This is a genomic window from Lonsdalea quercina subsp. quercina, assembly GCF_000688655.1.
Lineage (GTDB): Bacteria > Pseudomonadota > Gammaproteobacteria > Enterobacterales > Enterobacteriaceae > Lonsdalea > Lonsdalea quercina.
The window spans coordinates 14577-33138 of the sequence record NZ_JIBO01000023.1 but is presented as its reverse complement, the minus strand read 5'-3'; the positions used below and the strand labels follow the sequence as shown (position 1 = coordinate 33138).

Genomic DNA, 18562 nt, shown 5'->3' with positions numbered 1-18562 from the left:
AGTAGGGAACTGCCAGGCATCAAATCAGNAGAAACCCTCAGCGCAAGCTGGGGGTTTTTGCGTTGGGGCGAAAAAGAAAAAAAGCGACCACCCCGCGGTCAGACCGTCACGCCAGCCCGCCGACTGTTTGGGCAAGCCGGCGGTCACCCTGGCATGTCCCGCTCCTGACTCCCCGCGGCCGTCGCGATGAGCGTTTATCGTCCATTCCCATTCTCGTTGCCTAAGTCTGCCCCTGATCTTGCACTCATCCCCTGAATATCGCCCCGACCGACGCCAAATGAACCTCTTCCCTCGCATCATGGGATGACCCGGAGACGGGACATGAAGCGCCGTGCACAGAATCCGTCAAACAGCAGGGCGCAAACAAGGTTGATGTGGGGTCATTCGGTATACCAAACCCACAAGCTGCGGCTACGCCGTACCCGGTCTGGCCTATTCTTCGGCACTCATCTTCCGTTTATTCTGGGAAGTGAAATGGTGGAGTCAGTTTTTTCATAGGGAATACATTCTGTACGACGGCCTTATGAGGCCTGTTTACCCCCATCTTTCACCGGGCGCAGCCCGATCCGGATTGACATCACCTGCCCCTCGGAATGACGCGAAGACGTGTGGATCTAACCATCACAGAAAAGACTGCCGGGCATCAAGCCAGCGGCGGAAGAATAATTAATAGTCTATAGCGAAATATCATCGTCACCCTGGCTCCCTCCAGAGATAACACGGTTCTATCTCTCAGCTTTTTATAGAGATTTGGCTTATGGCTTCCTACTGAAGTGTATTTTATACAGCTACATTATCTGCAAAATGGCGTGACAGACACCTTCTTATGCATAAAAAGAATAAGCTCATACTGTTTTGAGTGAAAGATTTTCAACTGCATCTGTTCGCTATCGACATCAACTTGGAAAATAGCTATCTTTGGCTGTCTGGAAGTCTAAACGTATAAACGTATGCAGTGAGGTTATAAGGTTATGCCAATCCGAGTCCCCGATGAATTGCCCGCAGTGAACTTTTTGCGCAAAGAAAACGTGTTTGTGATGACATCGTCTCGTGCGAAAACTCAGGAAATTCGTCCGCTTAAGGTATTGGTACTTAATCTGATGCCAAAAAAAATCGAGACTGAGAATCAATTTCTTCGGTTGCTATCGAATTCTCCTCTGCAGATCGATATTCAACTGTTACGAATTGATAGTCGGGAGTCAAAGAATACGCCGACCGAGCATCTCAACAATTTCTACTGCAACTTTGAAGATATTGAAGATGAAAACTTTGATGGCCTGATTGTCACCGGGGCCCCATTGGGGTTAGTCGACTTCTGTGATGTGGTTTATTGGCCGCAAATTTCGCGGGTCGTCAGCTGGGCCAAAGAACACGTGACTTCAACATTATTTGTATGCTGGGCTGTGCAGGCGGCATTGAACGTCCTTTATGGCATTCCCAAACTGACGCGTGATGTGAAGCTGTCCGGTGTTTATGAGCACCATACCTTTCAGCCACATGCGCTGATGACGCGCGGTTTCGATGAAACCTTCCTGGCTCCTCACTCCCGCTATGCAGATTTTCCCATTGAGGTCATACGCGAACACACCGACCTGGATATTCTGGCGGGTTCAGACGAAGTCGGCGCTTATCTGTTCGCAAGCAAAGATAAGCGTCTGGCGTTCGTTACCGGTCATCCAGAATATGATGCGCTGACGCTGGGTAGTGAATATTTCCGCGATATTGAAGCAGGGTTAGATACCGTTGTCCCAGTGAACTACTTCCCGGAAAACGACCCAGAAAAAGCGCCCAAAGCAAGCTGGCGCAGTCACGGGCATCTCTTGTTTTCAAACTGGCTGAACTATTACGTCTATCAGATTACGCCGTTTGATTTAAGTAATATGAATCCTACGTTGGATTGATATTCTTCACAAAGGCACCTGTGGGTGCCTTTATATTGTCATTTATTCCCCTAATAGTGTACGTGGCGAATTTCTGGTGGGATGGATATGAAATGACGCCGTAGTGATATATGACGCGGATTATCCGTCTGTAGACTCAAGCTGAAGAAAGGGAGACTTTGCTACAGAGCTGGCGGATGAAACGGCTTTGAACTTGGGAGGAGGTGCCAAGTGTTGCTAAAGGTAGTTCGAGGAATAATGAGGTNAACACAAGCTGCTTTGCAATAAAAAAAGGGGCGCGAGGCCCCCGTCGGAATTGAATATCGCTCGTGATTAATACAGCCCTATCACCTTCCACCATAACAAGCCGGCAGACATGAAAATGGCCTGATTAATCAGACTGATAATAAACCCTGTTCGCCACCAGACGCCGGTAGGCACATAGCCCGCGCCAAACAGGATGGGGCCACGGGCATGCGTATACTGGGTGAGGGAACAGTACAGGCTGCTGGTAAACGCCAGCATCAGCGCCATCGGCACGGCGGGAATATTCAAGTTGATGCCCACGCCCAGGAATACAGCATAAAGGGCGGCAATTTGCGCATTTCCGCTGGCAAAGAAGTAATGAGTATAGAAGTAGGCGGCATTGAGTAGCAGCAGTACCAATACCCAACTGGTTCCCTGCATCATATGACCGATGCTGTTACCAATGAGATCGCCAAACCAGGTTGTGAAGCCCAGGTTCTTGAGCTGGTTCGCCATCATTAACAGTGCGGCAAACCAGATTAACGTATCCCAGGCGCCTTTCTCGCTTTTTATATCATCCCAACTCAAAACCCCGGTCAGCAGTAAGAAAGAAAGGCCGACGAAAGAAGCGGTTGTGGCATCAACGCCCAGTTTGTCGCCGAAAATCCACAGTACCAACAGAATCAGCACGGTGGCAGCCATCAGCCACTCCCCACGACTCATGCTTCCCATCTTTTTCAATTCGGCTACGGCGAGTTTAGGCGCGTCAGGCGTGTGGCGAATTTCCGGTTTCACCAGCCAGTATACGCACAGCGGAATAACCAGCAGGGAGATCAGACATGGCACCACCGCTGCGACAAACCAACTGCCCCAGGTGATCGTGACGCCGGCGTTGGCCGCCAGTTTTATCGCTAACAGATTGCCGGTGTAAGCCGTCATAAACATCGCTGCGGTGATGTCGTTGACGTTACCAATACAGGTGACCAGGAACGTACCGATTTTGCTGCGAGATGCATCATCTGGTTTGGAGTCGAAGCTGCGAGCCAGCGAGTCTGCGATAGGATAAATAACGCCGCCGCAGCGGGCCGTGTTGCTAGGCATCGCCGGAGACAGAACCAGATCGGCAAAAGCCAGCCCGTAAGCCAGACCCAGCGTGCGTTTACCAAGCAGACGAATCATCTGGAGCGCAATACGCCGTCCCAACCCGGTTTTGATGAACCCTCTGGCAATCATGAAGGCAACGACAATCAGCCAAATCAACGAACTGTTGAGATCGCTCAGCGCCGTCTGGATGGAGGCGCTAGGCGTCTTGTCGCCTGCCGCATAAGTCAGGGCAAACAGCGTAATACTGATGATCCCGATAGCTCCGATCGGCAATACGTTTGCCACGATACAGACAATGGTTGCGACAAAAATAACGGCAGAATGCCAGGCTGCGGGAGTCAGGCCGGTGGGAGGAGTTAGTTNCCAGAAGAAAGTTGCAATAATGACGATGACTACTAAAGGAAGCCAATTCAGGCCATAAGACGTTTTGGTCTTCATCCGTTTTCCTTACAAAGGTCTGAAGATATTGCGTGTGTAGCCCTATAATATCGGTTAGGGAGTGAACTAAGAATAACGCTAATAAATCACTGGGAAAGCGAAAATATGCGTCTCATTGACGTAAGGAGTTTTTAAAGTATTTATTTTAAAGCNTTCATTGACGAGACGGCAATGAAAGGAAGTAGACGATGGCCGGTATTAAGCGGCCGGCCATCATAAAAGATGAGAGTGTTATTCGAACAGATTATGGTGCAGCGTTTGTACGACCTGTTCGGCAGCGCTGGACGGTACCAGAAAGCACAGATTGTGGCTGCTGGCGCCATAACAGATTAAGCGAATATTAAAGGGTTCCAATACGCCAAATACCTCTTTGCCCACACCGCAAGCCTGTGACAGTTTATTGCCGATCAGGGCGACCAACGACATGTTTTCTTCCACTTCAACGCGGCACAGCGAAGACAGTTCTGTCAACATGGCGCTGGACAGCAGGCTGTCGCCGGTCGACGTCGAACCGGTCGTATCGAGCGTGAGCGCAACGTTCACTTCGGACGTGGTAATCAGGTCTACGGAAATATTATGACGCGCCAATATGCTGAAAACTTCCGCCAGAAANCCCCGAGCATGCAGCATGTTTAGACTGTGCAGCGTCAGCAGGGTTTGCTTGCGACGCAGAGCCAGAGCGCGAAACAGCGGGGGATGTTCTGTTCTGTTGCAGACCAGCGTTCCCCCTGCTGCGGGATCCTTGCTGGAACCAACGAAGACCGGTATATCGCTGCGTACGGCCGGTAACAGCGTGGCGGGATGCAGCACCTTGGCGCCGAAGGTCGCCATTTCCGCGGCTTCCTCAAACGTAATCTGATCGATGCGCTTGGCAGCTGGCACCACGCGCGGGTCGGTGGTGTAAATGCCGGGAACGTCCGTCCAGATATCAATCCTGCTGACGTTGAGGGCTTCGCCCAGCAACGCGGCCGTATAGTCGCTGCCGCCGCGCCCCAATGTGGTCGTACGCCCTTTGGACTCGCTACCGATAAAGCCTTGTGTAATGACGAGGCTATCGGCGAGGCGCGGCAACAGCTGCTCACGGGTCAATGCTCCCAATGCTTCGCAGTCAGGCTCGGCGCGACCAAAGCGGTCGTTGGTACGCATGATTTTACGTACGTCGAACCACTCCGCCTCGACGCTGCGTTCCCGTAGGATCTCGACGAACAGCAGCGNGGACATCAGTTCGCCGNGGCTGACCAGTTCGTCGGTCAGTGCGGTCGAGGTGGCTAACGCCGCCGCTTCCGATAGGCGGGCGATGTTATCCAGCATCCGGTTGATCTCTTCACGGATGACGTCTGGCTGCGTCAGACGATCGACAATGGCATATTGAATTTGGCGGATTCTATTCAGATGCAGGTCGCGTTGTTCTAACGGTACGCCTTCCGCCAGTGCGACGAGTAGATTGGTGATGCCGGCAGAAGCCGACAGCACAACGACGCGTACCTGAGGATTGGAAAGCACCACGTCGGCGCTATGGTTCATCGCGTCAAAATCGGCGACGCTGGTGCCGCCGAATTTAGCGATAATCAACGCGTTTTGTTGTTGAGCAGTCATTTCTAAAACCTCGTGTCAGGAGACGGCATCGCTAAAGCGTGGCGCCGTCCATCGTTAAGCCTGTGCACAAGGAAAGAGCGATAAGCAGGGAGCAGACGTAGGGATAAGCTACGATACACCCAGAAGCGCTCCACCTTGCTGAACATCCTGCGTGCAGAATGAGCCGGTGACAACCCAAGGGATTCAGCCCCTGTGGTCGATGAAATCAATGCCGTTGCTGATCTCACCTCGGCGACGCTCCCCCTCGGGTATCTTCTTCGGAAAACGGCTCCTCCGACACCTTACCTGGGCGACGCACCTCTTCTGGCTTGCGAACCAAATCGGCTCGTAAGTAGGCCAATACAAATAACGGGTTACGTGTCGGCTGTCAATGACTCGCCGGGTTCCCTGCGGGGCAATTCGCAAGAAAAGGGATCTCAAGCGGGGCGTTAAGGGATACAATCCCTTGATTACTGACCATTCATTCTTAGACAAAGAGTACCGTTATGAAAAATATCAATCCAACGCAGACGGCCGCCTGGCAAGCTCTGCAGCAGCATTTTGCCGTGATGAAGGACGTTCAAATCAGCGATCTGTTTGCTCAGGATGATGCCCGCTTCAAGCGGTTTTCCGCGACCTTTGACGACCTGATGCTGGTGGACTACTCAAAAAACCGTATCACGGATGAGACGCTGGAAAAATTGCAGGCACTGGCGCGCGAGACCGATTTGGCCGGCGCAATTTCGTCCATGTTCTCCGGTGAAAAGATTAACCGTACTGAAGACCGCGCTGTCCTGCATGTTGCCTTGCGTAACCGCAGCAATACCCCGATTGTGGTTGACGGTAAAGACGTGATGCCGGAAGTGAATGCCGTTCTGCAGAAAATGAAGCAGTTCAGCGAACGCGTTATCGGCGGCGACTGGAAAGGGTATACCGGCAAAACCATTACTGATGTGGTCAACATTGGCATCGGCGGTTCCGATCTGGGTCCGTTCATGGTGACGGAAGCGCTCAAGCCTTACAAAAATCATCTCAACATGCACTTCGTCTCCAACGTTGACGGCACTCACATTGCTGAAACGCTGAAAACGCTGAACCCGGAAACCACTTTGTTCCTCGTCGCGTCTAAAACGTTCACTACTCAGGAAACGATGACCAACGCTCACAGCGCGCGTGACTGGTTCCTGAAAGCGGCGGGTGACGAGAAATGTGNCGCTAAGCACTTTGCTGCGCTGTCCACCAATAGCAAGGCCGTGGGCGAGTTCGGGATTGATACCGATAACATGTTTGAATTCTGGGACTGGGTTGGTGGTCGTTACTCTCTGTGGTCCGCTATCGGCCTGTCTATCGTATTGTCCATCGGCTACGACAACTTCGAACAGCTGCTAAGCGGCGCTCACGCGATGGATAAGCATTTCGCATCCACGCCTGTCGAGCAGAACCTGCCGGTCTTGCTGGCGCTGATCGGCATCTGGTACAACAATTTCTTCGGTGCGGAAACCGAAGCGATTCTGCCGTACGACCAGTACATGCACCGTTTTGCCGCCTACTTCCAGCAGGGCAATATGGAGTCCAACGGTAAGTACGTTGATCGCAACGGCGCGCCGGTCGATTACCAGACGGGGCCGATCATCTGGGGCGAACCAGGCACCAACGGCCAGCATGCCTTTTATCAGCTGATTCATCAGGGAACCAAGCTGGTTCCTTGCGACTTCATCGCGCCTGCCGTCAGCCACAACCCGCTGAGCGACCATCACAGCAAACTGCTGTCCAACTTCTTCGCGCAAACGGAAGCGTTGGCGTTCGGGAAATCGCGTGAAACGGTCGACGCAGAGTTCGCCGCCGCCGGTAAAAAACCGCAGGATGTGGAACACGTTGCGCCGTTTAAAGTGTTTGAAGGCAACCGCCCGACCAACTCCATTCTGCTGCGTGAAATCACGCCGTATAGCCTGGGCGCGCTGATCGCGCTGTACGAACACAAGATCTTCACGCAAGGCGCGATCCTGAATATCTTCACGTTCGATCAGTGGGGTGTTGAATTGGGTAAACAGTTGGCCAACCGCATCCTGCCGGAACTGATGGATGATTCTGCGGTGAGCAGTCACGACAGCTCCACCAACGGTCTGATCAACAACTTCAAAAAATGGCGTCAGGCATAATTAGCCGGACGTGATCCATGCTGCTCGCGCGGCCCGCAGCTTTAGCCGGGCGAGCAGAAAGCGACAGACCGGCGGACGGTCTCTCTGGGCTCACCCTGAGTGTGGGAAAGAGAGCCGATACGCCCGTTATCGTGACATCGTGGTACCTGCTATCGAAACAATGACCGTCAGACTGCGATTTTAATCATCTCGGAGGGAACATGCGGATTCGTATTCTTATGGCAGCAGCCGGCGTTTTGCTGGCGGCCGGATGTAGCTCGACTCATTCGCTTAGCCCCGCAGGGCAGGCAGTGCGTTTTACGGATAGCTTGCCTGGCGCGGATTGTCAGCGGCTCGGCGTTGTGACCGGCACTCAATCCAACTGGTTGTCGGGCAACGGCGATGAAGGCAGTTCGATGCGGGGCGCGGCGAACGACCTGCGCAACAAGGCTGCTGAGATGGGAGGGAATGTTATTTTCGGCGCGACGNCGCCGAGTCAAACGTTCCTGTCCAGTTTCGCTCCGTTGGATAGCAAGATGCAGGGTGAGGTTTATAAGTGTCGTTAACGACCACGATGTAAAGTCAGGGGCCGACGAACGTTTTCGTCGGCCTTTGTTTTATCCAGAGACTGTTTTATCCAGCGACTGTTTTATCCGGCGACGTCATCCTGACTTTGCCGCATGCCAAGGTCCAGCGGCGTCTTGCTGGCTTCTCCGCCGATCTCCCGCGCCAATCGGGGGACCAGATAACCTGACACCAGCGTCATCAGCGTTTTAACGATGTCTCTCGCCTCATTATCCGGTACCAGAAAATGCGCAGCTCCCTGCACTTTATCCAGGACATGCAGGTAATAAGGTAAAATACCCGCGTTAAACAGCGCGTTGCTGAGCGTAGCGAGCGTCGTCGCATTATCGTTCACGCCGCGTAGCATTACGCTCTGATTCAGCAGCGTTACCCCCGCCAAGCGTAATCTCGCCATACTTTGTGCTACGTCAGTGTCGATTTCATTCGCGTGATTAATATGCGTGACAAGCACGACACGCAGTCTGGATTGCATAAAGCGTTGGCATAGCGCGTCCGTGATCCGGGCGGGGATCACCACCGGTAGCCGGCTATGAATGCGCAAACGCTGAAGATGGGGAATGCTTTCCAATTCGGCGATCAGCCAGTCCAGCTCGTGGTCTTTCGCCATCAGCGGATCGCCGCCGGAAAAAATGATCTCATCCAGTTCAGGATGCTGGCGGATGTAGTCCATTGCCTGCCGCCAGTTAGCCTTATTGCCCTGATGATCCTGGTAAGGGAAGTGGCGACGGAAGCAGTAGCGGCAATTGACGGCGCAGCCGCCTTTGACCAGCAGCAGCGCACGGTTATGATATTTGTGCAGCAGGCCGGGAACCACACTGTCCTGCTCTTCCAGCGGATCGTGGCTGAATCCTGGCGTCTCGACGAATTCCTGCGGCGCGGTGATCACCTGCAACAGCAGCGGATCGAGAGGATCGCCCGGTCGCATCCGCGCGGCGAATGCGCGCGGTACGCGCAGGGGGAAAAGTCTGCGGGCATCACGCCCTTTTGTCAGTTGAGGGTGCTCTTTGAGTGCGAGAAACTGGAGTAATTCGTCCGGGTCGGTAATAACGTCGGCGAGTTGCTGTAACCAATCTTCTCCAGACAGCGTATTTCGGGTTATAATGTGTGCCATTTTTTGGCTAAGTTACCAGTAATAAGAGGACCAACATGGCGTCTTATAGTACCAATGAATTCCGTTCCGGTCTTAAAATCATGCAGGACGGTGAGCCGTGTGCGATCGTTGAAAATGAATTTGTTAAGCCGGGCAAAGGCCAGGCGTTTAACCGTGTAAGAATCCGTAAGTTGATTTCCGGCAAAGTGCTGGAAAAAACCTTCAAATCCGGTGATTCCGTTGAAGCGGCAGACGTCATGGATATGAACCTGACTTACCTGTACAACGACGGCGAGTTCTGGCATTTCATGAACAATGAAACGTTTGAACAGCTGGCCGCCGACGCAAAAGCGGTGGGCGATAACGCCAAATGGCTGGTTGAACAGGCAGAGTGNGTACTGACCCTGTGGGACGGCGCTCCGATCGCCGTTACGCCGCCGAACTTTGTTGAGCTGGAAATCACCGATACCGATCCGGGCCTGAAAGGCGATACCGCGGGTACCGGCGGTAAACCTGCGACGCTGACGACGGGCGCTGTGGTTAAAGTGCCGCTGTTCGTCCAGATCGGCGAAGTGATTAAAGTGGATACTCGCTCCGGCGAATACGTGTCCCGCGTAAAATAATCTCTCCGCATCATACCGTTGCTTTCCTGCAGCGGTATGAATCATACCGTTGGGTCCCCGTCCAGAGTCCCGTCAATGCTTCGCCCCCGCAACATCCTCATCCGATTGATTAACCCAAATAAGTTGTTCCGTGTCAAAACCATAGCGTCTGGCGGTCGCCAGCAGTTCTTGTTTCACCGCGTCGTCCAGCGTGGGCGTGCGAGATAAGATCCACAGGTAGTTACGGTTAGGCCCGCAAATCATGGCGTAGCGATAAGCCTCGTCCAGCGCTATCACATTATAGCTACCGTAAAATGGCCCGAAAAAAGAGACCTTCAGCGATGCCGTCCCGGGATCGCCAGTCAAATAACCTTTGCCCGTACTCTCTTTCCAACGCTGCTGCTGCGAATGAAAGCCGCGATTGGTCACGGTAATGCCGCCGTCCTCGCGCGGGTGATAAGTCGCCGTCACGCGATCTAACCCGCGTTCGAAGCGGTGGTCGAGACGGGCAATTTCGTACCAGGTGCCGAGATAGCGGTGAATATCGAAGTTTTTTACGACATCGACGTTCTCCGGCGGCGTCGTACTGCAGGCGGAGGAGAACAAGGACGTCATTGCCGCCACCAGCGTTTTCCATTTTTTCATCGGTTTTTGTCCTCCACGGATAAACCATGGTTTGAGAGTGATGACGTTAAGGGTAGGAAGCGTTTGCCGGACTGGCAATGAAAAACGGCCTGCACAGGCAGACCGTTGCTTTGGGGGCGGGGTTTTAGAGCGTGACGAGCCCGATAACGGTGACCACCGTCAGAATGGCGGCCAGTCCGTAAAAGACCCATTTCCCTGCCGGCACGTGAATTTTGAGGTCGTGCATGGCGTGATGGATGCGGTGCAGGCCGCACCAGAGGGGCAGCACGATCATCAGCAGCAGGAACACCCGGCCAATGAGGCTATGGCTGAATGCCGCAATGCGGTCGTAGGACAGCGCGTCCGGGAACAGCCCCATTGGCAGCAGAATACCGACCAGCAGGACGATGACCGGCCCGAAAATGGCGCTCCACATGCCACCGGCGCCGAACAGCCCCCAGAAAGGCGGTTCATCCGAACGTTTTGGCGTTTGATTAATCACGTTATTCCTCCTGATCAGTACAGCAAGGCGATAGCCAGTATCGCCAGCGTGACTACCACGGTCACGATCCACAGCGCTTTAACGATCGGCTCCGGACCCATCTTTTCATCTTTGATCACAATAATGGTGGCTTTTGGCGCCAGATCGAACCAGGTTTTGGTCTGGAGAGCCGCCGCCAGCAGCGCGATGATGTTGATGAACAGCACCACGGGGTTTTGCAGGAAGCTGACGAAGCCCACCCAGCCTTCTACGCCGTGTTTCAGTGCGAAAACGCCGTACAACAGCACGATACTGAACCACACAGCCGGAATCGCGGTTCCTTCGCGCAACATATAGAAGCGGTAATATCCCAGCTTCTGCCACCAGGTCGGCGTCATGCCACGGACATACGCTTTACGTTTGGTTGTCATTGTTTGCCTCCCTCTCTTATTGTGGTTTCAGCATAGCGATCATGAAATCTTTGGCGCTTTCGACCTTGCCTTGCTGGATGGCAGCGGCGGGATCGACGTGCTTCGGACACACTTCGGAGCAGTAACCGACAAAAGTACAGGACCATACGCCGTTATCGCTGTTCAACTGTGGCATGCGTGCTTTCTTACCATGATCGCGATTGTCGAGATTGTAGCGGTGCGCCAGCGTAATGGCGGCGGGGCCGATGAACTCCGGGTTCAGACCAAACTGAGGGCAGGCGGCGTAGCATAACCCGCAGTTGATGCAGCCGGAGAACTGATGGTATTTCGCCATCTGCGCCGGTGTCTGATTGTTGGCGCCGTCTTCCGGTTTGCGATCATTGCCGAGAATATACGGCTTGATGGCTTCCAGACTCTCAATGAAGTGAGTCATATCCACCACCAAATCGCGCTCAATGGGGAAGTTACCTAGCGCTTCCACTTTCAGGCCGTCGGTATAGTCGCGCAGGAAGATCTTACAGGCCAGCTTCGGCACGTTGTTGACCATCATGCCGCAGGAGCCGCAGATCGCCATACGACAGGACCAACGGTAAGACAGATCCGGCGCCAGGTTGTCTTTGATATAACCCAGCGCATCAAGCAAGGAGGTCTGCTTGTTGTACGGCACTTCATACGTTTCGAAGTGCGGCGCACTGTCCTGCTCCGGGTTATAGCGCATGACTTCCATTTTCAGGGTTTGCATCTCAGCCATTCGCTTGCTCCTTCTTACTTTTCTCCTGAGCATCGGCTTCACCGCCGTAAACGCGTTTCGCTGGCGGCAGTTTGGTGATCTTCACGTCGCTATATTCAAGACGCGGAGCGCCGTCCTGGCTATGGAACGCCAGCGTATGCTTCAGGTAATTAACGTCGTCACGTTCGGTGCAACCCTCGTCAAGACGCTGGTGGGCGCCGCGGGACTCTTTGCGGTTAATCGCGGAGTGCGCCATACATTCCGCCACGTCCAGTCCATGGCCGAGTTCGATGGTGTAGAGCAGGTCGGTGTTAAACACGCTGGAGTGGTCGCTGATTTTGACGCGTTTAAAACGTTCTTTCAGTTCGGCCAGCTTATCGACGGTTTTTTGCATCAGGTCGGTGGTGCGATAGATACCGCAGCCTTCTTCCATCGTCATTCCCATCTCATCACGAATTTTCGACCAGCTTTCCGTACCTTCCTGATTCATCAAGTCATGCAGCTTCTTCTCCACGTCGCGTGCCTGCGCATCCAGCGCGCTGGTATTGGCGGGCGTCGCTTCCTGAGAGCGCCGTACTGCGTGTTCGCCCGCCAAACGGCCGAAGACCACTAGCTCTGCGAGGGAGTTGGAGCCTAGACGGTTGGCGCCGTGCAGGCCGACGGAGGAACATTCACCGGCGGCGAATAGGCCTTTGATACGCGTTTCACACTGCTGATCGGTTTCGATGCCGCCCATGGTGTAATGCGCGGTAGGGCGAATCGGGATAGGTTCTTTGACGGGATCGACGCCGACGTAGGCTTTGGCAAGCTCGCAGATGAAAGGCAGGCGCTCTTTCAGTTTCTTCTCGCCCAGGTGACGCAGGTCGAGGTAGACCACATCGCCCAGCGGGGTAGAGATGGTGCGCCCGGCGCGCCACTCATGCCAGAATGCCTGAGACACCTTATCGCGCGGCCCCAGCTCCATGTATTTGTTTTTCGGCTGACCCAGCGGCGTTTCCGGTCCCATGCCGTAATCCTGCAGATAGCGGTAGCCGTCTTTGTTGACCATGATGCCGCCTTCGCCGCGGCAGCCCTCGGTCATCAGGATGCCGGAGCCGGGCAGGCCGGTCGGGTGATACTGTACGAACTCCATATCGCGCAGCGGCACGCCGTGGCGGAACGCCATGCCCATGCCGTCGCCGGTGACGATGCCGCCGTTAGTGTTATAACGGTACACACGTCCGGCGCCGCCAGTCGCCATGATGACGGCGTTGGCGCGGATCTGCACCAGCTCGCCTTCCATCATGTTGATGGCGACTACGCCGCGCGCGTGACCCTCATCGACCAGAATATCCAGCACGAAGTGTTCGTCGAAACGCTGAATTTGCGGGTATTTCAGCGAAGTCTGGAACAAAGTGTGCAGCATATGGAAACCGGTTTTGTCCGCCGCGAACCAGGTTCGTTCAATCTTCATACCGCCGAAACGGCGTACGTTGATCGAACCATCCGGTTTACGACTCCACGGGCAACCCCACTGTTCCATCTGAATCATTTCACGTGGGCACTCGTGAACAAATTGGTCGACGACGTCCTGTTCGCAGAGCCAGTCGCCGCCGGCGACAGTATCCTGGAAATGGAAGTCAAAGCTATCGTGATCCTGAGTGACCGCAGCCGATCCTCCTTCTGCGGCCACGGTATGGCTCCGCATTGGATAGACTTTTGAGATCAGCGCAATCTTCAGTTGGGGATTAGCTTCGGCTGCAGCAATTGCTGCGCGTAAGCCAGCGCCCCCGGCCCCGATAATGGCCAAGTCGGCATTAAAGGTCTGCACTGCATTCCTCCAGTTACATAAGTTAAATAAGATAAAATAAGAAAATAATGCGTAATGTGAATATTGGATTTATTTCTGCCCAGTTTTTAGTGAGTTGGGAGGAGCAGAAAAAAAGTCTGTCGGCCGTGGATAGCCGTTAAATCACTCTTTTTTGTGTGGAAATGATTATAGCTATTTAAAGGTCGCTGAAATTTGATGTGATCCAGCATTTTGCTGTTTTTTAACCAGCGGAGAGGAATAGTTCGTAAAACGTGATCGAAAATGCAATTAAAGTAAAAACAGCACTTTTATTGCTTTAATAAATACCTACCCCTACTGATTAAAACATCTTCAACTGGATATGATTTGTTTGGCTGGACTGATGCGGGTAGACTTCACCCCCTCTTTGACTTTGGAGTAGACCACCATGAGCGAAACGGCAAGTTGGCAACCCAGCGCCCCAATTGCCAATCTGTTGAAGCGGGCGGAGATCATGAACGAAATTCGGCGCTTCTTCTCCGATCGCGGCGTGCTAGAGGTGGAAACCCCCGCCATGAGTCAGGCAACGGTCACAGACGTTCATCTGGTTCCCTTCGATACCCAATATGTCGGACCAGGCGCTGCGGACGGCTTGAAACTCTACCTGATGACCAGCCCGGAATATCATATGAAACGCCTACTGGCGGCGGGCAGCGGTCCTATCTATCAGCTGGGGCGCAGCTTCCGCAACGAAGAATCCGGCCGTCATCATAATCCTGAATTCACGATGCTTGAGTGGTATCGCCCGCATTATGATATGTACCGCCTGATGAATGAGGTGGACGATCTGCTGCAACAGGTGCTGGAGTGCGAAAGCGCTGAAATGCTCACCTATCAGCAGGCCTTCCAGCGCCATTTGGACGTCGATCCGCTCTCCGCCGACAAGGCTCAACTGCGTGAAGTCGCCGAGACGCTGGGCGTGGGTGACGTCGCTCATCAGGAAGAGGATCGCGATACGCTGCTGCAACTGCTGTTCGCGGTGGGTGTCGAGGTTAATATCGGCCGCGACAAACCGGCCTTCGTCTACCATTTCCCGGCCACACAGGCGTCTCTGGCTGAAATCAGCACGGAAGATCACCGGGNCGCTGAGCGGTTCGAGGTCTACTTCAAAGGTATTGAACTGGCAAACGGCTTCCGTGAGCTGACCGACAGCGCCGAGCAGCGTCAGCGTTTTGAACAGGACAATCGCAAACGCGCCGCGCGCGGCCTGCCGGTTCAACCCATTGACGAAAATCTGTTGGATGCGTTGACCGCGGGTATCCCGGATTGCGCGGGCGTCGCGCTCGGCGTCGACCGTCTGATCATGCTGGCGCTGAAAGCCGAGTCTATCAGCGAGGTGATGGCTTTTACCGTGGACCGATCCTGACGAACGGCCCGCGGCATGGGCGAAAAAAATCCGGTGTGGGCGTCGCCTCACCGGATTTTTTTATCAGTGTCGTTCAGCGCCGGAAAGCCTCAGCGGTCAGACGATTAGAGACCGCCCGGCGTGCGCGTGGCGGAACCGGCGTTGCGGCCGTCGATCTGTACGGAGTTCATCTGGACCTGGAACGGCGGGAACGGCATCACCAGATTGTGCTTACGGTAGCCGTCCAGAATTAGCTGATGAATCTCATGGCGCAGCGGCATCCGGNGTCCCATTTCGGCGGCGTAGATACGCAGTTCGAACAGCTGAATCCCCTGACGTAAATCAACGAGGAAAACCTCCGGCGGCGGGTTGTCCAGCACCAGCGAGCAGTGTTTGACGGCATCCAGCAGCATCTCGGTGACCTCTTCCGTATTGGCGTCTGCCGGGGCCGGAATGGTCAGTACAACACGTGTCACCGCATCGGACAGCGACCAGTTGATGAATTGCTCGGTGATAAAGGCCTTGTTGGGGACGATGATCTCCTTGCGGTCCCAGTCCGAGATGGTGGTGGCGCGGGTATTGATGCGCATAATGCTCCCGGTCAGATCGCGGATTGTCACCGTATCGCCAATGCGTATCGGTTTCTCGAACAGGATGATCAGGCCGGAGATAAAGTTGGCGAAAATCTCCTGCAATCCGAAGCNAAGTCCGNCCCCCAGCGCAGCGACCAGCCACTGAAACTTGGACCACTCGATGCCGAGCATAGAGAAGCCGAACATCCCGCCGATCAACAGCAGCACATATTTGCTGACCGTGGTGATGGCGTAGCCGGAGCCGGGCGACAGCTCGACGTGCTGCAACAGCACCAGCTCCAACAGCGCGGGCAGGTTGCGCATCAACTGAGTCGTAATAAAGAAGATCAGGATGGCGATCAGCACGGCGCCCAGCGTAATCGGCTGGACCGTCTCCGTTCCGTTTATCGTGCTGGTGGCATCCCACAGGCTGATGTTCTCAAGGAAGGAGAATGCCGAGTGGATTTCCGACCACAGCGCCAGCACGGATACCAGTGCAATCAGCGTCAGCACTGAGCGCACCAACTGCAGGGATTTCGCGCTGATGGCGTCCAGATCGACGACCGGCTCTTCGACCACCACGTCTCCTCCGGCTTCATTGCTCTGTGGCGTCGATTCCTCTTCTCCACGCGCACGGACCGCCAGTATTTCGGCTCGGCGCTGCTTAGCTCGGTCAAATGCGATGCGTCGGCGTTGAATCAGCATCCAGCGGCGAATGATGTGGTAAATCACNAACAAGAAGAACCAAATGGCCACCGACTTTTCCAATCGCGCCAGCAGCGCCTGCGATGTGGCCAGATAGCCGAAGCAGGAAGCCAGTACTGCAATCAGCGGCATGCAGAGCAGCAGGTTCCACATGGCGCGGTTTACGGGGTTTTCTCCTGAACCTTCCTTATCCAGATACAGCGGTATGCCAGCGCGTTTCAGACTGGTGGTGACCAGACTGAGCGCCAGGCACAGCAGAATGAAGCAGAGACGTCCCAGCGTGCTGGAAAATTGCCGATCGTTGAGATTATCAAAGGTTATCAGCGCCATGATCAGGGGCACGATCAGACCGATGGAGAGCCGATAGTAGCGCATCGCTCGCTCCACCCGCTTGGGCGACCAGCCGAAATGCACGATGAACAGGCCTTGACGGTGCGCGAACGAGGCGCTGATCATCACGACCCACATCAACGGCACGGTGGCGGTGACGCTATCGCCTATGGCAACAGCGACCGGATAGGGCCACGCATTTTGCAGGCCATAGCCCAAGGCGGCCCACAGGATCGGCAGCGGAATGGCGACCATCACCGACCAGAATACGGTGCGCAGGGTTAGCATGAAGTGGTCGAGCGTAACTTTGCCCACGCGTCCGCTGGCGCGCTCCAGAAATGCATGATAGTGGCGGCGCGAACTGATGCTGAGCGCGACCAGCAGAAGGGCGCCAATCAACGGCAGCAGCGTACTCCAACTCGTCACCATCATCACCATGGCGCTGCTGAGCTGCGTCAGCGTGTCCAAAGACAGCAAGCGGGATAGATCCTGCACCAGTTGAAGCGGATAGGAGAGCGTCAGCGGGTCGACGTCCGCCACCCAGAACAGGTAGCGATGGGCGGCCTCGCGGATCTCTATCAAGGCGTCTTCGAGCTGATTGCTGGCGACCTTCAGCTTGGTCAGCTCAAGAATCTGCGTGTCACAGCCTGAAATCAATGAGGTCAGCAGTTCTCGTTGGGTACGTAGCTGATCGTTGAATATTTTTTGCTGTGAGGCAGTGAGCGGTGAGCCGTCATCCTGCTGCGCCTGCTCGCTTTTCGGCAGCTTGGATAACGTATCTTCGTACTGTAGACGCTGTACCCGTAGCTGGGTCATATCGCCATCCAGCAGTTGGGGCTTCGGCATTTCCGGCAGTCGAGCGACCTGAGCCCGCAGCGTTTCGCCAAGCGCGGTAGACGATCCAAGCCACTGGGCCTGTTCGCGTAGCGTACTCAGCGCCTGGCGCACTTGCAGCGTTTGCGACGCGGCCTGCCGCTGCTGCGAAGCGATTAAGTCCATGCGCTGAGCCTGCTGATTCAGAGCCAGGGACAAATCGCGGTTCACCTGCAGCTGGCTGGNGATGGCCGAAGGCAGGTTGCCGCTTTGCTCTGCTAACAGTTCGGTACGTTCCAGCGCCTGCTCGGCTTCGCGCTGGCGCATACCGTTAAGGGTACTGCGCAGGGTTTGTAACTGCTCATCCAGGCGGTCCCGCTGCTTTTTGAAGAGTTCCGCCCGCAGGCGGGAAAGCTCCTGGCGATTACTGGCGGACAGTTGCGCCAGTTCTAGCTCATCGACCCGGCTTTTGCTCAGCGCGGCTTCCGCCTGCAACGAAGCGAGCTGCGCTCGCGCCAGTGGCGTATTGGCGGNGCCCTGCATTTGGATCCGCCGTTCGACGTCGTTGAGCGCGCGACTGGCTTCCGACTGTTGCTGCGGCAACTGAGCCAGCGAGTCGCTGATTTCCCGTAAGCGATCCTGCTCCAGCTGCTGCTGGCGGGATTGTTCCAGCAGTTGGCTGCTGGTTTGAACAATCTGCTGTTCGAGTTCGTTAACGGAGAGGTTATGGACGGCGGGCGTCGATTTGGCGTCTTCCGCCGCCAGCTCCTGACGTAGCCCGCGCGTGAGACGGGGGAAGTCTTCGATCACGCGCTGATACTGATCCACCCGTTCAATAGCGTTTTTCCGCTCATCCAGCATGCGCAAAGCAGATTGCAGCTCTTTGACGATATCTGCCTGATTCGGCTGTGATTTATTAGCTTCCGCCTGCTGTAAGTCCTGGCGAAGCTGGGCTTCGCTAGGAAGCTGGGCGGTCAGCGCCGGCGCGGATAGCAGGCATCCCAGTAGAAAGATCAATATCAGACGCACGCTAACTTACCTCTAT

General features: G+C 54.8%; 14 protein-coding genes and 1 riboswitch. Of the genes, 5 read left to right on the top strand and 9 right to left on the bottom strand.

The features are described 5' to 3' along the window. Window positions 1–971: 971 nt before the first annotated feature. On the top strand, window positions 972–1901 hold the full coding sequence (gene metA / locus RZ35_RS16705; RefSeq protein WP_026744329.1) for a homoserine O-acetyltransferase MetA: 930 nt from the start codon (window positions 972–974) through the stop codon (window positions 1899–1901). Window positions 1902–2213: 312 nt separating this feature from the next. Here the strand turns inward: metA and RZ35_RS16700 are convergent, their stop codons facing one another. Further along, window positions 2214–3668: a DASS family sodium-coupled anion symporter gene (locus RZ35_RS16700; RefSeq protein ID WP_026744328.1), complete on the bottom strand. Its 1455-nt coding sequence runs from the start codon at window positions 3666–3668 to the stop codon at window positions 2214–2216. 231 nt (window positions 3669–3899) lie between these two features. Continuing rightward, complete coding sequence (gene lysC, locus RZ35_RS16695; RefSeq protein WP_026744327.1) at window positions 3900–5264, bottom strand: lysine-sensitive aspartokinase 3; 1365 nt, start codon at window positions 5262–5264, stop codon at window positions 3900–3902. Between the two features lie 115 nt (window positions 5265–5379). Continuing rightward, window positions 5380–5575: riboswitch (Lysine riboswitch) on the bottom strand. Window positions 5576–5749: 174 nt separating this feature from the next. On the opposite strand from lysC, the gene pgi reads away from it, so the two are divergent. Together pgi and RZ35_RS16685 are read left to right on the top strand one after the other, a co-directional pair. Further along, entirely contained in the window at window positions 5750–7402 is a 1653-nt protein-coding gene (pgi, locus tag RZ35_RS16690; RefSeq protein WP_026744326.1) for a glucose-6-phosphate isomerase, read from the top strand. Between the two features lie 200 nt (window positions 7403–7602). Then, window positions 7603–7947, top strand: coding sequence for a DUF4156 domain-containing protein (locus tag RZ35_RS16685; RefSeq protein WP_026744325.1), 345 nt, complete (start codon window positions 7603–7605; stop codon window positions 7945–7947). Window positions 7948–8030: 83 nt separating this feature from the next. On the opposite strand, the gene epmB is transcribed toward RZ35_RS16685, so the two are convergent. Beyond that, a complete protein-coding gene (gene epmB, locus RZ35_RS16680; protein ID WP_026744324.1) occupies window positions 8031–9077 on the bottom strand; it encodes an EF-P beta-lysylation protein EpmB in 1047 nt (348 codons plus the stop codon). A 35-nt stretch (window positions 9078–9112) separates the two neighbouring features. Between epmB and efp the strand changes: the two genes are divergently transcribed. After that, a complete protein-coding gene (gene efp / locus RZ35_RS16675; RefSeq protein ID WP_026744323.1) occupies window positions 9113–9679 on the top strand; it encodes an elongation factor P in 567 nt (188 codons plus the stop codon). Window positions 9680–9751: 72 nt separating this feature from the next. Here efp and blc read toward each other — a convergent pair whose 3' ends face one another. The 5 genes from blc to frdA all read right to left on the bottom strand — a co-directional run bounded on the left by blc (window position 9752) and on the right by frdA (window position 13734). Then, complete coding sequence (blc, locus tag RZ35_RS16670) at window positions 9752–10303, bottom strand: outer membrane lipoprotein Blc (protein WP_026744322.1); 552 nt, start codon at window positions 10301–10303, stop codon at window positions 9752–9754. Window positions 10304–10427: 124 nt separating this feature from the next. After that, entirely contained in the window at window positions 10428–10784 is a 357-nt protein-coding gene (gene frdD / locus RZ35_RS16665) for a fumarate reductase subunit FrdD (protein ID WP_026744321.1), read from the bottom strand. Between the two features lie 14 nt (window positions 10785–10798). Further along, window positions 10799–11194 (bottom strand): fumarate reductase subunit FrdC, encoded by a 396-nt coding sequence (gene frdC, locus RZ35_RS16660; RefSeq protein WP_026744320.1) that lies wholly within the window; start codon window positions 11192–11194, stop codon window positions 10799–10801. A 16-nt stretch (window positions 11195–11210) separates the two neighbouring features. Beyond that, a complete protein-coding gene (locus RZ35_RS16655; protein ID WP_026741135.1) occupies window positions 11211–11945 on the bottom strand; it encodes a succinate dehydrogenase/fumarate reductase iron-sulfur subunit in 735 nt (244 codons plus the stop codon). Next, a complete protein-coding gene (gene frdA / locus RZ35_RS16650) occupies window positions 11938–13734 on the bottom strand; it encodes a fumarate reductase (quinol) flavoprotein subunit (RefSeq protein WP_026744319.1) in 1797 nt (598 codons plus the stop codon). The genes RZ35_RS16655 and frdA overlap by 8 nt, the downstream gene beginning before the upstream one ends. A 406-nt stretch (window positions 13735–14140) precedes the next feature. On the opposite strand from frdA, the gene epmA reads away from it, so the two are divergent. Further along, window positions 14141–15118, top strand: a complete 978-nt coding sequence (epmA, locus tag RZ35_RS16645) for an elongation factor P--(R)-beta-lysine ligase (protein ID WP_026744318.1) — start codon at window positions 14141–14143, stop codon at window positions 15116–15118. 104 nt (window positions 15119–15222) lie between these two features. On the opposite strand, the gene mscM is transcribed toward epmA, so the two are convergent. After that, entirely contained in the window at window positions 15223–18546 is a 3324-nt protein-coding gene (mscM, locus tag RZ35_RS16640; RefSeq protein WP_026744317.1) for a miniconductance mechanosensitive channel MscM, read from the bottom strand. Window positions 18547–18562: the final 16 nt, after the last annotated feature.

Excerpts from the sequence above, each read along its gene's own strand:
- blc (WP_026744322.1), bottom strand. The coding sequence starts at position 10,303 with ATGAAAAAATGGAAAACGCTGGTGGCGGCAATGACGTCCTTGTTCTCC.
- metA (WP_026744329.1), top strand. The coding sequence starts at position 972 with ATGCCAATCCGAGTCCCCGATGAATTGCCCGCAGTGAACTTTTTGCGC.
- frdC (WP_026744320.1), bottom strand. The coding sequence starts at position 11,194 with ATGACAACCAAACGTAAAGCGTATGTCCGTGGCATGACGCCGACCTGG.
- epmB (WP_026744324.1), bottom strand. The coding sequence starts at position 9,077 with ATGGCACACATTATAACCCGAAATACGCTGTCTGGAGAAGATTGGTTA.
- RZ35_RS16655 (WP_026741135.1), bottom strand. The coding sequence starts at position 11,945 with ATGGCTGAGATGCAAACCCTGAAAATGGAAGTCATGCGCTATAACCCG.